The sequence below is a fragment of the Ramlibacter sp. PS3R-8 genome (genome assembly GCF_037572435.1).
GTDB lineage: Bacteria > Pseudomonadota > Gammaproteobacteria > Burkholderiales > Burkholderiaceae_C > Ramlibacter.
This window is the reverse complement of the sequence record NZ_JBBHGT010000013.1, coordinates 1-2,973: the sequence shown is the minus strand read 5'-3', so window position 1 is coordinate 2,973 and position 2,973 is coordinate 1. Positions and strand designations below refer to the sequence as shown.

Below are 2,973 nucleotides of genomic sequence, written 5' to 3'. Positions count from 1 at the left end.
AGCAGCGTGGCCAGCGGGATCGCGACCGGCGTGTCTTCGGCGGTCGTGACCGTGTCGTTGCTGGCGGTCGGCGCGTCCTGCACCGGCGTCACGTTGACGGTGACGGTGGCGGTGGAGGTACCGCCGTTGCCATCGCTGATCGTGTACTGGTAGCTGGCGGTGCCGGTGAAGTTGGTGTTCGGGGTGAAGGTGACGTTGCCGCCGACCAGGGAGACCGTGCCACCGACCGGGTTGGAGACGGCGGTCACGGTCAGCGTATCGCCGGTGTCCGGGTCGGTGTCGTTGGCCAGCAGGCTGGCGGTGGTCATGACCACCGGGGTGTCTTCGGCGGTGCTGAAGCCGTCGGCGTTGGCCGTGGGTGCGTCCTGCGCGGCGGCGACGTTCACCGTCACGGTGGCCGTGTCGGTGCCCCCATTGCCGTCGCTGATCGTGTACTCGAAGGTGGCCGTGCCGGTGAAGTTCGGGTTCGGCGTGAAGACCGCATTGCCGCCCACGATGGTGACGGTGCCGCCGACCGGGTTGCCCACTGCCGTCACGGTGAGCGTGTCACCGTCGGGGTCCGTGTCGTTGCCGGCCAGGGTGGCCAGCGGGATGCTGACCGGGGTGTCCTCTGTCGTTGCGGCCGTGTCGTTGTTCGCCGTCGGCGCATCCTGCTGGGGCGTCACGTTGACCGTGACCGTGGCGGTGCTGGTGCCGCCATTGCCGTCGCTGATCGTGTACTGGTAGCTGGCTGTGCCCGTGAAGTTCGGGCTCGGCGTGAAGGTGACGTTGCCGCCGGCCAGGCTGACCGTGCCACCGACCGGGTTGGAGACGGCAGTGACCGTCAGCGTGTCGCCGGTGTCCGGGTCGATGTCGTTGGCCAGCAGGCTGGCCGTGGTCATCACCACCGGCGTGTCTTCGGCGGTGCTGAAGCTGTCGGCATTGGCCGTCGGTGCATCCTGCGCTGCCGTGACGTTCACCGTGACCGTAGCGGTGTCGGTGCCGCCGTTGCCGTCGGAGACCGTGTACTCGAAGGTGGCTGCGCCCGTGAAGTTCGGGTTCGGCGTGAAGACCGCGTTGCCGCCCACGATGGTGACGGTGCCGCCGACCGGGTTGCCCACTGCCGTCACGGTGAGCGTGTCGCCATCCGGGTCGGTGTCGTTGCCGGCCAGGGTGGCCAGCGGGATGCTGACCGGGGTGTCTTCGGTGGTGCTCGCCGTGTCGTTGTTGGCCGTCGGCGAGTCCTGCTGCGGCGTCACGGTGATCGTGACGGTGGCGGTGCTGGTGCCGCCATTGCCGTCGCTGATCGTGTACTGGTAGCTGGCGGTGCCCGTGAAGTTCGGGTTCGGCGTGAAGGTGACGTTGCCGCCCGCCAGGCTGACCGTGCCACCGACCGGGTTGGCCACGCCGGTCACGCTCAGGGTGTCGCCGGTGTCCGGGTCGGTGTCGTTGGCCAGCAGGCTGGCCGTGGTCATCGTGACTGGGGTGTCCTCGGCCGTGCTGAAGGCGTTGGCATTGGCCGTGGGCGCATCCTGCACCGGCGTGACGTTCACGATCACCGTGGCCGTGTCGCTGCTGCCGCCGTCGCTGATGGTGTAGGTGAAGCTGGCCGCGCCGGTGAAGTTGGGGTTCGGCGTGAAGACCACGTTGCCGGCCACCAAGGCCACCGTGCCGCCCACCGCGTTCCCCACCCCGGTGATGAAGATCGGGTCTCCTTCCGGGTCGATGTCGTTGGCCAGCAGCGTGGCCGCGGGGATCGTGATCGGCGTGTCCTCGGCCGTGCTCACGGTGTCGCTGATCGCCGCCGGCGAGGTGACGTTCAGCGCCACCGTGGCCGTGCTGAAGCCGCCGTTGCCGTCGCTGACCGTATAGGTGAAGCTGTCCGGGCCGGTGAAGCCGGCAGCCGGCTGGTAGGTGAAGGTGCCGTCGAGGTTGTCGACGATCGTGCCGTTGGCCGGCTGGGTGAAGCTGCTGATCGTCAGCGTGTCGCCATCGATGTCGCCGTCGTTGGCCAGCAACGTGGCCATGGCGATCACCACCGGCGCATCCTTGACCGTGGAGGCGCTGTCGCCCTGGGCCACCGGGGCGTCGTTGGCCGGCGTGACGTTGACCGTCACCGTGGCGGTGTCCGTTCCGCCGTTGCCGTCGCTGACCGTATATTGGAAGCTCGCAGCGCCGGTGAAGTTCGCCGCGGGCGTGAACACCGCGTTGCCGCCGACGATGGCGACCGTGCCGCCCACCGCACTGCCCACGGAGAGCACCGACAGGGTGTCGCCTGCATCCGGGTCGGTGTCGTTGCCCACCAGGGTTGCCAGGGGGATCGACACCGGTGTGTCTTCGGCCGTGGTGGCAACGTCGTTGCTGGCCGAAGGGGCGTCGTTCAACGGCGTGACGTTGATCGTCACCGTGGCAGTGCTGGTGCCGCCGTTGCCGTCGCTGATCGTGTACTCGTAGCTGGCCGTGCCCGTGAAGTTCGGGTTGGGCGTGAAGGTCACGTTGCCGCCCGCCAGCGCGACCGTGCCACCGACGGGGTTGGCAACGCCGGTCACAGTCAGCGTGTTGCCGGCATCCGGATCCGTGTCGTTGGCCAGCAAGGACGCCGTGGTCATGACCAGCGGCGTGTCCTCCGCCGTGTTGAAGCCGTCGGCGTTGGCGGTCGGCGCGTCTTGCACCGCCGTCACGTTGACGGTGACCGTGGCGGTGTCGGTGCCGCCGTTGCCGTCGCTGACGGTGTACTCGAAGGTCGCCGCGCCGACGAAGTTCGGGTCGGGCGTGAAGACCGCATTGCCGCCGACGATGACGACGGTACCGCCGACCGGGTTGGCGACCGACAGCACCGTGAGGGTGTTGCCCGCATCCGGGTCGGTGTCGTTGCCGGCCAGCGTGGCCAGCGGGATGGCGACCGGGGTGTCCTCGGTGGTCGTCGCCGTGTCGTTCACTGCCGTCGGCGCGTCCTGCACCGGCGTCACGTTGACCGTGACGGTGGCGGTGCTG

1 protein-coding gene is annotated in these 2,973 nt (G+C 69.0%); it reads right to left on the bottom strand.

Going from position 1 to position 2,973, the window contains the following annotated elements; translation table 11 throughout:
* On the bottom strand, positions 1–2,973 hold a 2,973-nt coding region (locus WG902_RS22450; RefSeq protein WP_340062448.1), incomplete at both ends, for an Ig-like domain-containing protein.